This is a genomic window from Pseudomonas trutticola BRTCR10 (assembly GCF_056155105.1).
Genome location: NZ_CM149552.1, coordinates 1748396 through 1765042, shown reverse-complemented (window position 1 = coordinate 1765042; position 16647 = coordinate 1748396). Strand labels below are relative to the sequence as shown.

At 58.0% G+C, this 16647-nt stretch carries 11 protein-coding genes; 4 read left to right on the top strand and 7 right to left on the bottom strand.

Going from position 1 to position 16647, the window contains the following annotated elements; genetic code table 11:
- The first annotated feature begins 27 nt into the window (after positions 1-27).
- The gene (locus tag ACVVH8_RS07830) at positions 28-921 is read left to right on the top strand and encodes an EamA family transporter (protein ID WP_315446234.1); all 894 of its coding nucleotides are present in this window, start codon (positions 28-30) and stop codon (positions 919-921) included.
- Here the strand turns inward: ACVVH8_RS07830 and ACVVH8_RS07825 are convergent.
- Positions 915-1202, bottom strand: a complete 288-nt coding sequence (locus tag ACVVH8_RS07825) for a SelT/SelW/SelH family protein (protein WP_315446233.1) — start codon at positions 1200-1202, stop codon at positions 915-917. The two genes, ACVVH8_RS07830 and ACVVH8_RS07825, sit on opposite strands and share 7 nt — an antisense overlap.
- A 71-nt stretch (positions 1203-1273) precedes the next feature.
- Between ACVVH8_RS07825 and ACVVH8_RS07820 the strand changes: the two genes are divergently transcribed.
- Positions 1274-3463: a patatin-like phospholipase family protein gene (locus ACVVH8_RS07820; protein ID WP_475229365.1), complete on the top strand. Its 2190-nt coding sequence runs from the start codon at positions 1274-1276 to the stop codon at positions 3461-3463.
- 153 nt (positions 3464-3616) lie between these two features.
- On the opposite strand, the gene ACVVH8_RS07815 is transcribed toward ACVVH8_RS07820, so the two are convergent.
- The 3 genes from ACVVH8_RS07815 to recQ form a co-directional block, all read right to left on the bottom strand.
- The gene (locus ACVVH8_RS07815) at positions 3617-5407 is read right to left on the bottom strand and encodes a motility hub landmark protein FimV (protein ID WP_475229362.1); all 1791 of its coding nucleotides are present in this window, start codon (positions 5405-5407) and stop codon (positions 3617-3619) included.
- 127 nt (positions 5408-5534) lie between these two features.
- Positions 5535-5969, bottom strand: a complete 435-nt coding sequence (locus ACVVH8_RS07810) for a MarR family transcriptional regulator (RefSeq protein ID WP_475229360.1) — start codon at positions 5967-5969, stop codon at positions 5535-5537.
- A gap of 134 nt (positions 5970-6103) precedes the next feature.
- The gene (gene recQ, locus ACVVH8_RS07805; protein ID WP_103305300.1) at positions 6104-8233 is read right to left on the bottom strand and encodes a DNA helicase RecQ; all 2130 of its coding nucleotides are present in this window, start codon (positions 8231-8233) and stop codon (positions 6104-6106) included.
- 411 nt (positions 8234-8644) lie between these two features.
- Between recQ and ACVVH8_RS07800 the strand changes: the two genes are divergently transcribed.
- Both ACVVH8_RS07800 and ACVVH8_RS07795 read left to right on the top strand, forming a co-directional pair.
- Entirely contained in the window at positions 8645-9232 is a 588-nt protein-coding gene (locus ACVVH8_RS07800) for a UPF0149 family protein (RefSeq protein ID WP_007919726.1), read from the top strand.
- 10 nt (positions 9233-9242) lie between these two features.
- Complete coding sequence (locus tag ACVVH8_RS07795) at positions 9243-9638, top strand: YbaN family protein (protein ID WP_401297637.1); 396 nt, start codon at positions 9243-9245, stop codon at positions 9636-9638.
- Between the two features lie 252 nt (positions 9639-9890).
- On the opposite strand, the gene ACVVH8_RS07790 is transcribed toward ACVVH8_RS07795, so the two are convergent.
- From ACVVH8_RS07790 to ACVVH8_RS07780, 3 genes are all read right to left on the bottom strand, one after another.
- A complete protein-coding gene (locus ACVVH8_RS07790; RefSeq protein WP_475229357.1) occupies positions 9891-11726 on the bottom strand; it encodes an autotransporter outer membrane beta-barrel domain-containing protein in 1836 nt (611 codons plus the stop codon).
- A 671-nt stretch (positions 11727-12397) separates the two neighbouring features.
- Positions 12398-14356, bottom strand: a complete 1959-nt coding sequence (locus tag ACVVH8_RS07785) for a hypothetical protein (protein ID WP_475229354.1) — start codon at positions 14354-14356, stop codon at positions 12398-12400.
- A 127-nt stretch (positions 14357-14483) separates the two neighbouring features.
- A complete protein-coding gene (locus tag ACVVH8_RS07780; RefSeq protein WP_475229352.1) occupies positions 14484-16502 on the bottom strand; it encodes a hypothetical protein in 2019 nt (672 codons plus the stop codon).
- Positions 16503-16647: the final 145 nt, after the last annotated feature.

Below are 16647 nucleotides of genomic sequence, written 5' to 3'. Positions count from 1 at the left end.
TGAATTTGCGTTAGTAGAAGGATTGCAATGACTCCGCGTACCGCCCTTGGCGCCCTGCATATCGGTGCCCTGATGTTCGGCCTGACCGGTGTGTTCGGCAAACTCGCCGCCGCTTCCCCCGCTGTTATCGTGTTCGGACGAGCCGCTTTCGCTGTGCTTGCCCTGGGATTTTTCGCCCGTTTCGCCAGTCAGCACGGCTGGCAAAAACTGCAAGCCGTGGACTGGCGCCGTCTCGCCCTGAGCGGCGTTTTACTGGCCGGGCACTGGGTGAGCTTTTTCATCGCGGTGAAGGTGGCCGGCGTAGCTATCGCCACTCTGGGTTTTGCCAGTTTTCCGGCATTCACGGTGATTCTGGAAGGGCTGATTTTCCGCGAGCGCATCCGCGCCAATGAAATCGTGCTGGTGGTACTGGTCAGCGTCGGCCTGATCCTCGTGACCCCGGCGTTCGATCTGGCCAGCGGCGCGACCACGGGTTTGCTCTGGGCGGTGTTGTCGGGCCTGTTGTTCGCGCTGCTGTCGCTGACCAACCGCGCCAGCTCCGGGCGCATTCCGGCGGTGCAGGCGGCGCTGTGTCAGAACGTGGTGGTGGCGCTGTGTCTGCTGCCGGTTGCGGCACCGCAACTCAGTGAGGTGCGCGCGCTGGACTGGTTGTGGATCGCCCTGCTCGGCGTGTTTTGCACCGGCGTCGCCCATAGCCTGTTCGTTGCCAGCCTGGCGGTGATCAAGGCGCGCACCGCCGCAGTGGTGTTCGCCATGGAGCCGGTCTACGGCATCACCGTCGCCTGGCTGTTGTTCAACGAAAATCCGACGCTACGGATGTTGATGGGCGGCGCGCTGATCATCGTCGCCATCGTCGTGTCCGCGCGGATGTCCGGCAGCACCGACAAGAAAACTGTTGCCGCCGAGGCCGCGTCTCACTGAGTGCGGTCGTTGTGGCCGAGGTCGCGGTCAGGATCGATCTGATCGCGCACCCGCTGCTTCAGCACTTTCGCCTCAGGGAAACCGCCGTCAGCCTTGCGTTCCCAGATCTGCACGCCATCGACCGTGATGTGAAACACCCCACCAGTACCGGGCACCAGTGACACCTTGCCGAGGTCATCGCCAAAGGTGCTGAGCAGTTCCTGCGCCAGCCACGCGGCGCGCAACAGCCACTGGCATTGGGTGCAATAGGTAATGACGACTTCGGCTTTTGCGGCAGACATGTTCATTGAAACTCCTGAGACAGAGGGCGCCGCTATAATAGCCGGCTTTATCGCTTGCCCCGAGACTCACAATGCGCCGTCTGCTGTTCTGCCTGCTGCTTGGTTTCCTTCCAATGTTGCTTTGCGCCGCTGAAGCGCCACGGCCGAAAGTTGGCCTGGTGCTGTCCGGCGGTGCCGCTCGCGGGCTCGCGCACATTGGCGTGCTCAAGGCATTGGAAGAACAAGGCATCAAGATCGATGCGATCGCCGGCACCAGCATGGGCGCAGTGGTCGGCGGTCTGTATGCCTCGGGCTACAAGATCGATGAACTGGAAAAACTCGCCTTGGGTATCGACTGGCAACAGGCGCTGTCCGATGCGCCGCCCCGCGAGGACGTGCCATTCCGGCGCAAGCAGGATGACCGCGATTTTCTGGTGAAACAGAAACTCAGTTTTCGCGACGACGGCAGCCTCGGCCTGCCACTGGGGGTGATTCAGGGCCAGAACCTCGCGCTGCTGCTGGAAAGCCTGCTGGCCCACACCAGTGACACCCGGGATTTCGACAAACTGCCGATCCCGTTCCGCGCCGTGGCCACCGACATCGCCAACGGCGAGAAAGTGGTGTTCCGCAAAGGCCACCTGCCTCAGGTGATCCGCGCCAGCATGTCGATCCCGGCGGTTTTCGCCCCGGTCGAACTCGATGGTCGGCTGTTGGTGGACGGCGGCATGACCGACAACATCCCGCTGGATGTGGCGCGGGAAATGGGCGTCGATATCGCCATCGTGGTCGACATCGGCACACCGCTGCGCAATCGCAAGCAACTGACCACCGTGGTCGATGTGCTTAACCAGTCGATCACCCTGATGACCCGGCGCAATTCCGAAGAACAACTGGCCGCCCTCAAACCGACTGACGTGTTGATCCAACCGGCATTGGCCAGCTTCGGCGTCACCGATTTCGGCCGCGCCCAGGAGATGATTGATGCCGGTTATCGTGCCACCCGAATCCTCGACGCCCGCCTCGCCCGACTCAAGCCGAGCGAGTCTCAGGACGCCGAACTCAACGCCGCCCGCGCACCCGGTCAACGCACGCCCATCATCACCGCGATCAAGGTCGAGAACGACTCGAAGGTCGACGACGATGTGATCCGCTACTACATCCGTCAACACATCGGAGAGCCGCTGGATCTGGGCCGATTGCATTCAGACATGGGCACCTTGTACGGCCTCGACTACTTCGAGCAGGTGCAGTATCGCGTGGTGCACAAGGGCCAGGATCACACCTTGGTGATCAGCGCCCGGGGCAAGCGCAGCGGTACCGATTATCTGCGCGTCGGCTTGAACCTGTCGGACGACATGCGCGGCGACAGCGCCTTCAACCTCGGCGCCAGTTACCGCATCAACGGTATCAATCGCCTCGGTGCGGAATGGCTGACCCGGGCGCAGCTTGGCGACAAACAGGAACTGTACAGCGAGTTCTATCAGCCACTGGACGTCGGTTCGCGCTACTTCATTGCGCCCTCGGTGGTGTTCGAAGCACAGAACGTCGACGCCGTGCTCGACAATGATCCGATCGCCCAGTACCGCGTCGAGCGCTACGGCATAGCGCTGAATGTCGGCCGGCAAATCGGCAACAACGGTGAAGTGCGTTTCGGTGTCGGCGAGGCCTGGGGCAAGGCTGACGTGCGGATCGGCGATCAGGATCTGCCCAGCGAAAACTTCAACGAAGGTTTCTACTCGCTGAAGTACTCCTACGATTCGCTGGACAACGTTTACTACCCCCATGAAGGCAAGGACATCAGCCTGACGTTCCTGCAATTCGAGCCAAGCCTGGGTTCGGATACGCGCTATCGACAGTGGGAGTTCAAACTCGACAAGGCGATGAGCCGCGGGCCAGACACACTGATTCTCGGTGGGCGTTATGGCCGTACCCTCGACGACACCAACGTGGTGACGTCGAGTTTCCTGCTCGGCGGCGCACGGCAATTGTCGGGGTTCCGCGAGGATGCGATTTCCGGGCAGAACGTCAGTTTGATGCGCGCCGTTTATTACCGTCGACTGACACCGCGCTCGTACCTGCCGCTGGACTTCCCGCTGTATGCCGGAGCTTCGCTGGAACGTGGACGGGCGTGGAACAACGACAATGAGTTCGACAGTGGCTACATCAATGCAGCGAGTGTGTTTATCGGTTTCGATACGCCGCTGGGGCCGTTGAATTTCAGTTATGGATTGAATGATGCAAATGAGCAGGCGGTTTATCTGAATCTGGGGCAGACGTTCTGATCAGGATTCAGAATGGGCGGTGCCTGTTCTATTGCCGCTCCCACAGGGATTTGTTGTGTTGTCGAGAAATGGGACACAGCAAACAACCTGTGGGAGCGGGCTTGCCCGCGATGGCGTCGTCAAGAACACCACATCAGTCAATGAACGTCTGGATCAGCGAATGCCCGCCAGAAGGGTTCGGGCGGTTTGCTTCAATGGCTCATCGCCTTCCTTGAGCAATTCATTGAGCAAGGCAATCGCGCTGTCGATGTCTCCGTCATCAATGCAGGTTTGTGCCTGTTCGAGCTTCCCGGCACCCGCTGCCTCCTCCGCCTCCGACATTTGCAACGCCAACGGCTCCAGCGTGAGCGATGGCGCTGGCGCTGGATCAGCAAACTCATCGAGAAAATCATCGTCCAGCGCTTGCGTATCCGGCTCGGGAATCCACTCAAGTTCGGCGTCCTCGCTGACCGAGGTCTCCGGCAGTTCAAAGCCCTGCGGCAACACTTGCAGGCTGGAACTGAAAGCGGACTCTGCAGCGGATGGCTGAACCGGCGCCGAACGGCTGTCCTCCAGATCCCAACTGGCATCCATCGACAACTCGTCGAGATTCAACTCGAAATCATCCTCGGGTGGTGCGGGCTCAGGAACAGCGACGACGGCGGGAACTACGCTGGCGACCACAGGGGCAACTGCCGCCAACGGCGCGCTGTTCGCCAGTTTCGGATACCGGACGCGGATTTCCTGTAAGGACTGCGCGTCCACGCCAAGCGCTCGCAAATGACTTTCCTGTTGCTCGAACGCCGCGCTATCACCCTGACGTCCCAGCACTTCCAGCAATTGCAGACCCAGATCGACACGCTCGGGTTCCTTATGCAGGGCATCGCGCAACAACCCGGCCGCCTCGCCAAGTCGCCCATAGGCCAAGTAGATCCCCACCGCTTCCAGCACATCACCTGCCGCCGGTTCTTCTCGCTGTTCAGCTACAGCGTGAGCCGTGACGGGACGGCTATCTTCGGTTTCATCAACATCCGGCTCATTGCGCAGTGGCAACAGCGGCAGCGGTGCAACGCCTTGCAGCTGTTGCTGGCGTCGGCGGTGAACAAACAAAGCGGCCAACACGCCCAGCAAAAGCAGCAGACCACCCAACAACGGCCAGCTCAAACCTTCATCCGTGGATTCGACGGGTGCAGCAACTGGCGTTGGCGTCGGTGTGACGACGGGCGCTGGCGGGGGCTTTTGCTGTTCGGCCAGGCGCGTTTGCAAATCACTGACCTGCTTCTTGCCGTCGGCAATCTGCACATCCTGCGCCTGCAGTTTCGCGTTAAGTTCGTCGAGCGTTTTTTGCAACTGCTGGTTCAGCAGCACGCTGGCGGCCAATTGTTCGGCCAGCGCGTCGTTGGCCGGCGTCGTTACGGGCGGTGGCGCAGCCGGTGTGTCGCGTTTGCCCTGCGCCCCCTGTGGCGGCGCAGTGACGGGTTCGACGGTAGGAAACGCCGAGGACTGTGCGCGGGGATCCGGCTCATCGGTGGCCGGCACGATACCCGGCGAGCCCGGTGGATCGATCAGCACCGTGTACTCGCGCAGCAGACGGCCGTTGGGCTGATTGAGTTGCACAAGGAAATTCAGAAAGGGTTCGTTGACCGGTTTGCTGGAGGTCACCCGGATCATCTGGCGATTGCCATGCAGGATTGGCGTGAATTTCAGGTCGCTGAGAAAGAACACCCGCTCGACCCCGGCACGGCCGAACTCGTCTGCCGTGGCCAGGCTCACCGACAGATCGTTCTGCGTCAGACCACCGACATCGAGCAGCGCGATATCGGCCTTTAGTGGCTGATTGAGCGCGGAATGAACCGTGATGTCACCCAGCCCCAGGGCCAGCGACAGGGTTGAATAGCCGACGGCGCCAGCGACCAACAGCGCTTTGGCGCTAACGCGCAGTACCACGTGCCAACTTGCGAGCATGAGCATCCCTTAAATAAGCAAAACCGACTTCTATGCGTTCGCACATCCGGTACGAACACGATATTGCCCAGTAGTTCTTATAGTCTGCCCAGCCCGATCTCTCAAAAAACCGGCACGCGGTTATGCCTCAAGATTTTTCCAGATTGGCCAGAATGTGCCCGTGAACACGCATGCACACCTTTAAATCCACCTCATCCACGCCATCGAACAATTCATGGCGCAGTTGCGTGGCAATGGTTTCGATCTGTTCGATGAGCGGCAGGGCGGGTGCGCACAGGACGATTTTTTTCGCCCGGCGGTCTTCCATCACGGACTGGCGTTGCACCAGACCCTGGCTTTCCAGACTATCGAGCAAGCGGGCGAGCGTCGGACCTTCGACGCCGACGCTTTGCGCCAGCTCGCGTTGGGTGGGTGCTTCTTCGAAACGCGCCAGATGCAGCAGCACCAGCCAGCGCGCCTGAGACAGGCCGAGGCCGGCCAGGCGCCGGTCCAGCTCGGCACGCCAGCCGCGGGACATCTGGGCCAGTTGCATGCCAAAGCGGTGTTGATCGGTTAACGGCATAAAACACTCATGATTAGACTGAAGTAATAGAGAAAAACTAATTATTAGTCAGCTAAGCATGAGCTGCAGCTATAGGCAAGTGGCGGTCTGTACTGAATCGTTACAACTGTATAGCGCTTGGCGCAAACGCCATCTCACATCTCAAATTCAGATTGCAGCGCAGCCCGCACGCAGTACAGCACGCCCTCCGGCACGCGGCCGGCAAACAACTCGGCGATCTCGGCGACCGACGGCAACTCGCCCTCGCCATCGAGGAACGCGTCCTGCACTTCGCCCATCAGTTCTTCAGGCAAATCCAGGGCCTGCTCCAGCGACAACTGCTGCTTGCCAATCGCTTCGGCGAGCATGGTGTAAACGTTCTTTTCCGAGCACTGCAATTGCCCGGCGATCTGCATCGGCGTCATGCCGGCGCGAGCCAGGGTGATCAACTCGTGACGCACGTCGGCCACCACTTTCGGCGCCTCGGCCTCGCCACCAAGCACTTCGAGGAAAGCATCGCCGTAACGCTCCAGCTTGCGCGCACCGACGCCGCTGACCCGGGCCATGTCCGCCAGCGAGGTTGGCTGGCTGCGGAGCATTTCCAGTAGGGTCGAATCGGGGAAGATGACGTACGGCGGCACGCCATGCTCTTCGGCGAGTTTGCGCCGCAGGGCGCGCAAGGCTTCCCACTGTTCGCGTTCCTCGCCGCGCACCAGTTGGCTGGCCGGGCTCTTGCTGGCGGTTTTGGCGGTGACTTGCGGTTTCAGGTCACGGCGCAATTCCAGGGTCACTTCGCCCTTGAGCAATGGCCGGCAGGTGTCGCTCAGGCGCAAGCCGCCATAGCCTTCATGATCGACATCGGCCAGGCCACGCGCCACCAACTGGCGGAACAACGAGCGCCATTCGCTTTCACTCAGCGCCTTGCCTACGCCATACACCGACAGATGCTGATGGCCAAAGCTGCGAACTTTTTCGTTGTCCTTGCCCAGCAGCACATCGACCAGATGGCCGACGCCGTAACGCTGACCGGTGCGATAGATCGCCGACAACGCCTGACGAGCAGGCTCCGTGGCGTCCCAGGTCTGCACGCCATCAACGCAGTTGTCGCAATGGCCGCAAGGCTCCGCCATCTCTTCATCGAAATACGCCAGCAGCGTCTGTCGGCGGCAACGGGTCTCTTCGCACAGCGAGAGCATTGCATCGAGCTTGTGCTGCTCCAGGCGCTTGTGGCGCTCGTCGCCTTCGGAGTTTTGCAGCATCTGCTTGAGCATCACCACGTCTTGCAGACCGTACGCCATCCACGCGTCCGCCGGCAGACCGTCACGGCCGCCGCGCCCGGTTTCCTGGTAATACGCCTCAAGGGATTTCGGCAGGTCGAGGTGGGCGACGAAACGCACGTTGGGTTTGTCGATACCCATGCCGAACGCCACGGTGGCGACCATGATCAGGCCTTCCTCGTTGAGGAAGCGTTTCTGGTGATAGGCGCGCAGATCGTTGGGCAGGCCGGCGTGATACGGCAGCGCCGGGAAGCCTTGCTCGCTGAGAAACGCCGCCACTTCCTCGACTTTCTTGCGCGACAGGCAATAAACGATGCCGGCGTCACTGCGGCGCTCGGCGAGAAACGCCAGCAACTGCTTGCGCGGCTGCTCCTTCGGCACGATGCGATAGAAGATGTTGGGCCGGTCGAAACTCGACAGAAAGCGCTCGGCATTCTGCAAATGCAGGCGGGTGACGATTTCTTCGCGGGTACGCTTGTCGGCGGTGGCGGTCAGGGCGATGCGCGGCACATCGGGGAACATCTCCGCCAACTGACCCAGTTGCAGGTATTCCGGACGGAAGTCGTGCCCCCACTGCGAAACACAGTGCGCCTCGTCGATGGCGAACAGGGCGATGTTCAGCCCTTGCAGGAAAGACAACATGCGCGGCTGCACCAGACGTTCCGGCGCCAGATAGAGCATTTTCACTTCGCCGCGCTTGATCCGCGCGGCCAGATCACGCTGCTGCTCGGCGCTCAACGTGGAGTTCAGCGCGGCGGCGGCCACGCCCAGCTCTTCGAGGGTGGCAACTTGGTCGTCCATCAAGGCGATCAGCGGCGACACCACTACCGCCAAGCCATCGCGCAGCAACGCCGGCACCTGGAAGCACAGGGATTTGCCGCCACCGGTAGGCATCAGCACCAGCGCATCACCGCCGCTGGCCACGCGCTCAATGATTGCACCCTGACGGCCACGGAAACTGTCGTAGCCGAAGATGTCCTTGAGGACGCGTTGAGCCTGTTCGAGCATAAAAACTCCAAAAATCTACTGATACATCCCTGCTCAGGCTGGTTCAAGACAGCCAGGGCTGCTTAAACAAAACGTAAGGACGCGTTGCATGGCGGCCGCCTTACGGGCAGGGATCGCAAAACGCGGCAGTATACCCGAGCGTTCCCCGGCACAGGGTGCCGCTGATAAGACTCCGCTAGTCACCAATACGAAACCCCGTGGGAGCGGGCTCGCCCGCGATGGCCGGCACGGCAAACTTCTTCATCGACAAATACACCGCTATCGCGGGCAAGCCCGCTCCCACAGGATTCGTTGCCCACCTTCAGTTTGTAGGCCGGCCGGCAATTGCGGCAAATCTGCCATGCGGCTGGCTTGAGCGCTCAAGAAGGCCTAGAATTCCCGCATTGTTTATTCCCCCAAGGTAGCCCCGTAATGTCCTTCGCTGAGCAACTGACCCGCCTGCAAGTCTTCCTCGATGCCGACGAGCTGCACGACGAGGCACTGGATTACGTGGCCGCTCACGGCTACCTGACCGCGCTGTCGATCTGCGCCGAAGACGTACCGGAGCGTGAATGGATCGACGCCCTGTTCGCTGAAGAGCCGCATTACAGCAGCGACGCCCAGCGCGAAGAGATCGAAGCCACCCTGATCGGCCTCAAGGCGCACATCGCCCGTCAACTCGCTTCCGACGAAGAATTCGAGCTGCCCTGCGAACTGGATCTGGGCGAAGAGCCGGACGATTCCGAACTGCGCGGCTGGTGCATCGGCTTCATGGAAGGCGTGTTCCTGCGTGAAGCGGCCTGGTTCGAAACCGCCGAAGAAGAAGTCAGTGAAATGCTCCTGCCGATCATGGTCGGTTCGGGCCTGTTCGACGAACAGCCAGAGTTCGAAGACATCGCCAAGGATGCGAACCTGATGGACGACATGATCGTGCAGATCCCGGAAGCCCTGACGGCGCTGTACCTGCTGTGCCAGGCGCCCGACGAAAAACCGGCGATCCTCAAGCCACGTCACCACTAAGATCCGGCCTATGGACAATCCCATAGGCAACCGCCCCCTGATGTTGCGCTACTGCCTGCTGGCCATCGGCTGGCTCAGCGTGGCATTGGGGGTGATCGGGATTTTCCTGCCCGTCCTCCCCACCACTCCCTTCCTGTTACTCGCCGCCGCGTGTTTCGCCCGCAGCTCTCCGCGTTTCTATCATTGGCTGGTCGAGCATCCGAAACTCGGGCCGTGGATTCGCGACTACCTTAATGGCAACGGCATTCCGCTCAAGGGCAAGGTCTACGCGATCGGGCTGATGTGGGCGAGCATTCTGTTTTCCTGCTACCTGGTGCCGCTACCGTGGGCGCGGGGGTTCATGTTGACCAGTGCGGTGTTGGTGACGGTTTATATCTTGCGGCAGAAGACCCTGGAAAAAGACTGAATCTGCGGACTCACCCGCGCGGGCTCGACACCACGGCCACTTCAGGTCACTCGGGGCTGTCATTCAGTCAATCATTCCGATTTTTGGTCGGCCAAACCTACTCATTTTGTACTTACAGCCCAACCTTCCTCACCTGTAAAGGCTGGCAGGTTTATTCGAAAAAGCCGCTTGCTCTGTTACAGAGAAGCGGCTTTTTTTACTCCTTGACGATGTTCTGAAGATCACACCGTCGCCTCGCTAGCGCTGTCAGACCTACCAGCTATACCTCACCCCGACATTGGCCCCCCAGGGCTGCTCGATGTGCTCGCCTTTCGAGTAGTCAAAATCGGCATGCACTTGCCACTGCGCAGACATGGCCACCGCCACCCCCGCTCCGAACTCGGCCCGGGAACCCGACAAGTCATTGTTGAACACGTTGTTGTTGACCTTCACTTCGTTGTTCGAGGCGAACTCATGAGCAATCGCCGCGCGCACGTAAGGCTGCGCGACAGCGCCGTTACCGAAACCGAAGTTACGCCCGAACGTGGCACCGGCCTTGCCGAGCAGTGAACGCATGCGATCGCCGTCGGCGTCCATGTCGTTGTCCAGCGTGTAGCGTTTGCCCTGTATCTGCACCGCCGACAATTGCGTGAAAGGCTCGATGAAGTAACCGTCAGCCAGTTTGATATGCCGACCGAATTCCGCCGAACCGCCCACACCCCAGTTGTCGTAATCGCCCTTGGTACGACTGCCGTCGCTCAGGTTGACCTTCGATTCGTTGCGAAAGCGGTTGAACTTGAGCACGCCATCAACGTAGTAACCGGTGTCGCTGTCGAGCCAGGTCACGTACGGGCCGACGTAATAGCTTTTCACCGTGCCCGAGGTGCCACGATTCAAATCCAGATCAGACTGGCTCGTGCCCGCCAGCACACCGACCAACACCTGGCTTTCACCTATCCGGGCGTCGGCGCCAAGGGACAGGCCCTGCTGCTGTTGCTGATAACCGGTTCCCGAACCGTCGGCCACGTTGTATTTGTTGCCGTAGGTACGGATCCAGCCACCGGCCTGACCGCCGTTGAAACGCAGCTCACCCATGCGGCTGCGCAACGAGCTCAACTCGCCGTACCACACGGTGGGCGCGGTATTGAACAGTGCCAGCACTGAACGCGCGCCAGGGCTGATCACGGCGGTGGTAGGGTCAAGAAACCAGTCCCTGCCGCCTTCGCCGTTTTCCCGATTGGCCAGGCTGTAAGACCAGGTGCCGACGTCGACCACACTGTTGCCCGCCAGTGCAAACTGCGCACCATTGGTACTGCTGGTGCGTGCCAGCGTCAATTGCTGAGGCGACACCGCATCCAGGCCCGACGCCGCCACCGCGAGAGCAAAGTCACCCGCTGATGCGCCGACCACATTCAGGAAGTCATGCTCTCCCGTAGCAAAATCCCCCTTCATGACAAAGGTGCCATTGCCAGACAGCGCGCCGACATTCAATTGGTAATAGGTGGCGGGCGCATCAGCGGCGCCAAAGGTGACACTGCCGCCATTCATGCCCAGGGCGCCGATCGAGTCGTTGCCTGTTAGCGTCCAGTTCGAATGGCTGTCGATGTTGACGCTGGCGACCTTGTCCAGGCGACCGGTGAACTGTGATTGGTTTTGCAAGGTCACGCTGGCTGAGGAACTGCCATCGACCAGCACGTCGCCGGTCATCTGGCCCTGGTCGAAAGTGAGGTTGGCGGTGCTGCCGTCCGCAATGTTGATGTTGCCTTGCAACGTGCTGTTGGCAACTGCCATGGTAACCGTTGAAGCACCTTGCACATCGAGCAGGATGTTATTGCCAGCGAGCAATTTCGAGTTGTTCAGAACATGAATATCCGCCTGCACCCCTTCCTCGACAAGAATGGCTGACGATAACCGCCCTTCAAGTGTTGCGCCATCAAGCGTCAGATCGGTCTCTGCCAACCCTTGACCACTCAGGGCCATCCGCACACCGTTGGCGTCACCACTGATAATTGTGCCGTTCGCCCGAACCGTACCTGCAAAAAATTCGATGCCGACGCTGTCCGCAAGGGTACCCGTGACTTCACCGCCATTAAGTTCGAGGGTACTCAATCCTGTAATCGCAACACCCGCTATTCCACCGCGCAGGACGCTGTCTGTCACTACGGCAGCAGAACCGGTAAGCGTTCCCACCTGGCGCCTCAGCGTCAGTGCGGCGTCATCACTGGTGAGCGTTACTCCGATCAACGTTGCCTGACTGTTCGAGAGGGTAATACCACTATTGCCATTGCGACCGGCGAAAGTGCCCCCTGTCGCATTTATTGTCGAACCGGACTGAACGAGAACTTCATAAGTACCAGCATTATGGGCGTTCAGGATACCGCCGCTGTTCACCAGGTAATTATCAGTTGGCGTGGCGTTGTCTATGCTTCGACTTTCCCCCGCCCCCACGATGGTCAATGCCATCAGGGGCGAGCTGACAAAAAACAAAGGTGAAAACATCAGAAGGGTTACTCGGCCGGCGCACAGAAAATGCCCTCTCGACTTTTTACAACTCATAATTCTCTCCGATGGTATGAGTGTTAAAAAACAGATTCTTTGATGTAAGCAGAGTAATAGGAAGTGCCACCCACAAAATGTAGGAAAAGTCTCATATTGCATGAGGTTTTATCCCGCGCTCGCGCCGAATCCGCACATCGCTTCCATTGCGAAACCCCACATCATAAAAACCTGTAGCACAAATGAAAAAGGAAGATTTGCATCTTCCTTTTTCGTTACACCGATTAACGAACAGTCGGGATCGGGCACATACCTCCGTCGCCTGTGCGTGCAATCACTTGAACTTCGTGCTTATCAGAAGTCTCAGACCGACCCTGTACTAAAGCTGAATATTCAATGCTCCCACTGCCGTCTATGATCGGTTTCAAGACGGTGTCGTAAGGTAAATACACAGTGAATCCGTCTCGATGTTCTTCGTTGGCAAGTTTTTTGGTAAATTCATAAGGTGTGATTGGAACAGGATCTGTTCCATCCCAGCCCACGCCAGTCCAGGTAAACTCCAAGTCCATGCCCAACTCCAAAGGCGCTCCGCCCGGAACCGTCACAACGGCTACATGTCCCTGTCCGGCAATATTTCTCAGCGACCCACAGTCCAAGTATTCGCTACTTCCAATCATGAAAGTAAAGTTGATCTTTGGCTCTGGCAAGGTGACGGGCACGACGTAAACGCTCACTGGCTGTCGAAGTGACGGGTTTGGATTATTGTCGGGCAATGCGGGATTGGTAATCTTGTAATGTACGGGAATTGCCTGACCATTACCCTGTGCAGTAATAAATGCGTGTGGAATGGTAAACGGAACCGGATCGTCGTCATTTTCACTACCGGTCACGGTATACACCCCTCCAGGACCGGGAACAGCTACGTCCCCCCAGTAGAGTTGATAGACGTCACCAACTTCTCGAACTTTATCAATGACTGTACTCGCCGTGCCGTCAATCCCTGCATCGACGAGCTCAAATTTATTGGGATCGCCAGTGACTGCCGCTTGAACCCTTACCACGCTCAAGTTCGGGTTGCCTGTTTCCGGATCTTCTGGATCAGGTGGCGGGGTACCAGGACGCCGAAGGTCGACCTTCACCGGCACAACCGTGTTTTCAGGATATTCCTGCGTGCTACGCCATATCGAGTAGGTGACGCTGACAGGCCTTTCCCCGAGTCCTTTGAGTTTCACATGGTCGTAAGGAACGTCGAAGATCATCGGAAAACCATCAACGGACCTTTTGCGTGGCTGTGGAATGCCATCCCACGTCAGCGCTACCTCATCCATCGCGCCAACATTGTCATACGCGCGGATGATAACGCCCACATCAGGGTACGCATCCTTGATAGTGATGAGGTTATCGGGACCCGGCGCCTCAGGCACTTCAAGAGGCTTCAGGTTAGTGGGCTGCTGCGTCAGCAGAACCAGAACGTCCAGCTCATGTGAAGGCGGTCCTTCATTGCCAACGCGATCCTGCCATTGGTAATAAATGATTCGTTTCCCCTCACCCCCGGCTTCGATCCGGGCCTTCGTCAGTGTGACCGTCATAGCAGCGCTACCGTCGTCGGGGGCAATATAGGTGTCGACGATCGTGCCCGGAAAGCTCTCGCCCATATAGACACGGGCAGTATCCCCGGTTCGTCGATCGGGATGCAGCGGGATCGTCAACTCAAGATCAGGGTCGGTTGCCAATCGCTCTATTGTTATACGACCGTCCTCGTACGGAGTCGGTAATTCAATTGGCTCACCAGCGATATTTTTATTCGGCGGCTCCTTATCAATCAGAATAAATTCCGGAACTGGAAAATCATATACATCCCTGACATAGGTCAATCTATAGCTCAATGCAAACCGACCTTCTGCACTCGTCTCAAGACCCGGCAATACCAGTTTCTGCTGAGTAGTTACCGGAGTCTTCGCTATGATGGGATCGCCCACTTCCATGCCATTCCACAATAGTTGCAACTTTACGTCGCGATTAGGTGGAGGGACAGGATTGATATCCAGAACGTTTTCGATAATAACTTCGTTAGGAAAACCCTGCCGAGCCTTCGGTAGTTTGTTGTCATCGTCACCTGATACATTATCCAGCAAACCCTGTAGTTTCGGTGGCGTTGGAGCGCGTGACGCCCGGGTTGCGCGGATGGCCTTCATTGCCGCCCTGCCGGGCTCGCCTTGGGTATTTTTTTCATGGACAGTCATTTTGTCACTCTCCTGATATTAAAGCAGATATTTGAACTCTATTTTTCGACACAACATGACCTCCGAATCGAAACTTCGACCCGTTACTGCCTGTCATTTATTTACTGCTTTATTTGCACGAAAAAACTTATTCCGGGCAATAAACCTCATTCATCGGCGAACAGACTATGCCGCTAGGCATGGTTCTATTGATAATTACAAATTCAGGTCGTGACCTGCCAATCGTGCCGTCCTGTTTATACAACACATAGTAAACAAGTGCGGAAGCATTATTCACCATGGGTGCTATAAGCCGTTCGTAATCAGTGACGACCAGATCAAAGCCATTTTGGATATCCGCCAACTCGATTTGTTTTGGCAATTCGTCATAGGCATCGACTATAGGATTAGTCCCGTTCGGTCCCAGACAGCCCTGCCAATGCACAATAACTTCATCCTTCTCTGCAAAGAGAGGGTTGGCCGGAATATGTACGGTGACGCCTTCCCACAAACGAGGTTTGGAGCAACAGTGCAATTCGACTTGTTTTCCGGCATGGGGGAATGTCGGCTCGTCGAGATTTTCGATGACGACGATCGCCACCTCTACCTCAGTCTTTCGAGCATGCTGGTCATTCACCCCATTACGGGTAACGTAGTAAACCGGTAACTTCGGATTCTGCAGGTCTGGCTGAATGTACTGCCAAGGAATCTCCACCTCGATGGGCGTGCCGGCGCCATCACTGGCTTGCACCGTGTACGTGGCAACCGGCGTCGGAATCTGCCCCCAGTACACGTCTATTTCCTCAAAGGGCTGAGGATTGTCGTAGAGCGTCAATATCGCTCGCGCCGGCAAGCCGAAATCAATACTGCGTAGCTTGTCGGGAAGATCAGACTTCTGCCCGCGAATTTCCACTTTAGCCAGGGTTTCATTGAGCAACGCCGGGGCGTGTACATGATCCTGACCGGCAATGGTCAAATTCAACGCGACAGAAATGTCGGAGGAAGGCGCAGTGTAGCTGCCATCTGCCAGACGAATGCGATAACTCACTTTGGGCCGTGACGGACCATCGCCACGCGCATGCAGCGCCGTCCACGGAACAGTGGTTTGCAGCGGGAAGTCCGTCGGATCGACCGGAATTTCTGCCAGCGTTGTTCCGTCCCAGTCGATAGCAACCCGATGGGCAGCATCCGGAAAATCATAAGGATCTATCAGTACCTGGACGCTTTCACGAGCCTGCTGCCGATCAAGCAGATTACGCGTCAATATCACGCGAGGAGGAGGCAGCTTACCTGGCAGCGGCGACAGATCGACAAAGATTTTCGCTCGCCTGGCGTTGGGCCCGATATTGCCCGCAAGATCCCTGAGCCGGTAATACATAAAACGATCACCGTGCCCCCAAGGGCGGATCTCGTCGGCATACACAGTGATCAACAGACGTTTGTCGATAATGTCCTGAGCGCTGAACTCCTGTTCGCGGATCTCGACGTCGCTGTCGAGCGGATCTTCCTTGTCCGTCCAGAAATAGACTGCTCGATCGCCCGGTGCTACATCGGTGTAAAACGGTACTTCGACGATGACCTGCCCGTGCTGCGTCAAATAGCTTTCTGTGATGACACCGTTCAGCTCGTCAGGAAAAATGACCGCATCGGGCTGGTTGCCGAAATTGGGCTTGTAGGTGTCGATGGTGATCTGTTTTTTTAAGGATTCCGAAGCGTTGGCCTCAGATCCGCTGGGGTAAAAGCGAATGGATACGTCATAGACCCCATGGCTTAAAAGATCTTTCGGTACGCTAAGAGTCTGCGGCTGCTGCACCGGGACATTGGATGGGTACTCGCGAAAATCCACCGGAACAAAGGCTGCGCCGCGCGTTCTGAAGCCCAGTTCCACTTTGTCGGTACGATTGGGAACCGTCGTGAAATCCACGCCTTCGAACGTGACCTGCAGAGGCTGCCCCAGCGCACGCAGAGGAAGAAGTCCCGCAGGATCATCCGGGTCCAGCACCGAAGGTACTTTGGGTGCTGGAATATCGGCGAGCGGCTCGCCCTGAGGAGTGATTTGATCGTTCGGCGTATTGGTGGCAGACATCGCACGTAATCCCTGACGAATGTTGAAGCCCGCGTTGCGCACATTGTCGAACTGCGGCAGGCGTGTGTTGAATGGCTTCATTTAGCGCGCATCACTCAAAAGCGACAACTGTCAGAAATTACAGGTATTGCTACCGTTCGTCGGAGAAAATCCCGATTAGCAGGCCTACACCCGATAAACGACAGCGTTTAACCGATCGCGCCCTCGACCGTGGTTGCTGAAGCTC